Genomic DNA, 2,246 nt, shown 5'->3' on the forward strand with positions numbered 1-2,246 from the left:
CAACGGGAGCAACCGGAACAACTGGAGCAACCGGAACAACCGGAGTAACTGGAACAACTGGAGCAACCGGAACAACTGGAGCAACCGGAACAACGGGAGCAACTGGAGCAACCGGAGCAACTGGTTCAACCGGACCAACGGGTGCAACAGGTTCAACTGGAGCAACCGGTTCAACGGGAGCAACTGGTTCAACCGGACCAACGGGTGCAACAGGTTCAACTGGAGCAACCGGTTCAACGGGAGCAACTGGCTCAACCGGAACAACTGGAGCAACTGGAGCAACCGGACCAACCGGAGCAACTGGAGCAACTGGCTCAACCGGAACAACTGGAGCAACTGGAGCAACTGGAGCAACCGGACCAACCGGAGCAACAGGAGCAACCGGTTCAACGGGAGCAACTGGAGCAACTGGTTCAACCGGAACAACTGGAGCAACCGGTTCAACTGGAACGGGGTCAGCATTTGTCGAAACACTAAAAATCGGCGACTTAAATTTACAGATTGCCTATAACGTAAGCGGAGGAAACAACCAAGCAATTGGGGCTCTCGTTTTTTCAGGGTCAACACAAACCATTAATAGACTTTCAACCTATGTTACACAAGTAGGATCGATTGGCAACTTCCAAATGGCGGTATTAGTACCGTTAACTGCAACGACATCCCAAGTTATTGCTGTTACTACTGTAGTAACTTCATTGACAGCAGGCGTGTTCACCTTGCCACTAACTACTCCCTTAGTACTTTCAAGTAATCTTGTTTATCATTTAGCAGTATACAATCAGGTTAACGGATCAAATTTAGGTGGTAGAAGTACCGGCGTATCCGGAATTGCACCTGCACCGATCAACTTTAGAGTACAAAACATACCTGGATTCACAGTTGGTCAGATTATCAACACGAGTGATGTACAACTTATTTCACCATGGATTGCAGGTTTAGCGTAACATCTTAAATAAACCGCTTAGCTTGCATTGGTCTTTAGATTTCTAATCATTTAAGAATTGTAAAGGCATCGTGGAACAAGCATGTCACTCTTAAACACAAACTAAAACTAGAGTAAGTCAACCTCAGTAACACGGTTGACTTACTCTTATTTTTGATATGCAACATGCTGAAGAATCTCTACTATATTTTATTAACACTATTCTATCCAACGTACACGTTGTGGAGAAGGATAAAATTTAGCTTGATATTTAGTCTTATCCTCATAAATCCCATCTGGGTCTAATTGTTGAATGCGACTGAATTTGTTTACGTGAACCTCTCTTTTTGCCCATCCTTACTGCTTAAAACGCAAGTTAGATAGTTTATGTTTTAGTTCAAAATTATTGGCGGGCACTCGTGTACTATGTCTTGGCGAAATGTTGGTGGTTCAAAAAGTACCCGCAAGCCGAACTAGACGATCCTAGTGACGCCAAGTATTTAGGTATTACAGTTGGTCACGATTGGGACGATATCGTCGTGCAAGAAATCGAAGAAAAAGGTGCTAAATAAGAAAAGCGAGATGTGTGTATGTCGGATCACTTACTTACCATGGATGAAATGAAACAAGTAGATGACTATTTAGACAGGGGCTCCAAAGTCCATTATGTGTATAAAAATTTAAGCGGGATGTTTGTCGAGTTTGAACGGCAAGAAGAAGTTCGTTTGCAGATTCTGACCGCCGAAGCGCGTAAATATTTTGCGGCAAAGCTCCAAGAACAAACGCTGTTGCAAGAAGGTATGTCAATTTAATATGAAGTGGTGAAAAAATTATTCTATTACCTACTAGAATAGAGTTTTAATGTTGTTCTTTTATTTTCATTTTCAAAAGGTTGGCCTATATAAAAGTTGGTGTAGTTGATCAAGTATAGTGAATAGTATTTGTGCTCAACTAGCTACAGTGTAAGGACTACTCATCATGTTACATTTGATAATTACAATGAAACAGGTAGAATAGTTACTGTAGAAAAGCTTGAATACCCGAAACGGATCGATGCAACCATAGTTGCAATCGATCCTTTTTTGTCGACAAAATATATCCGAACGAAATAGCCCATTTATTCAATCAAGACTGTTTGTCACACAGATACCCATAACTATCTAGAACAAACTAGGTGCATATTTAATGAAGTAATATATAACGTAAAGCCAGGTCAAACAACCATGTATAATTGCCCAACCGATTGACTTGTAAGCTGTGAATGAAATAACCATGGAAAGACAAGTTCCGAAACTAATGCCTTTTTTAAGTACATTTACTGTTC

The 2,246-nt window shown here is 41.4% G+C and carries 2 protein-coding genes and 1 pseudogene; all 3 read left to right on the top strand.

From position 1 onward, the window contains the following. The coding region (locus I2484_RS20920) for a hypothetical protein (RefSeq protein ID WP_207152978.1) at nucleotides 1-944 on the top strand (944 nt) is incomplete at its 5' end. 391 nt (nucleotides 945-1,335) lie between these two features. After that, nucleotides 1,336-1,494 (top strand): annotated as a pseudogene (locus I2484_RS20925) (nitrate reductase); the annotation flags it as partial. Between the two features lie 18 nt (nucleotides 1,495-1,512). Then, nucleotides 1,513-1,734, top strand: coding sequence for a hypothetical protein (locus I2484_RS20930; RefSeq protein WP_207152979.1), 222 nt, complete (start codon nucleotides 1,513-1,515; stop codon nucleotides 1,732-1,734). Nucleotides 1,735-2,246 lie beyond the last annotated feature (512 nt).

Origin of the sequence: Sporosarcina sp. E16_8, assembly GCF_017347095.1 — a bacterium.
Taxonomy (GTDB): Bacteria; Bacillota; Bacilli; order Bacillales_A; family Planococcaceae; genus Sporosarcina.

Bases quoted from the DNA above. Each gene is read 5' to 3' on its own strand.
- I2484_RS20930 (WP_207152979.1), top strand. From the start codon at position 1,513: ATGTCGGATCACTTACTTACCATGGATGAAATGAAACAAGTAGATGAC.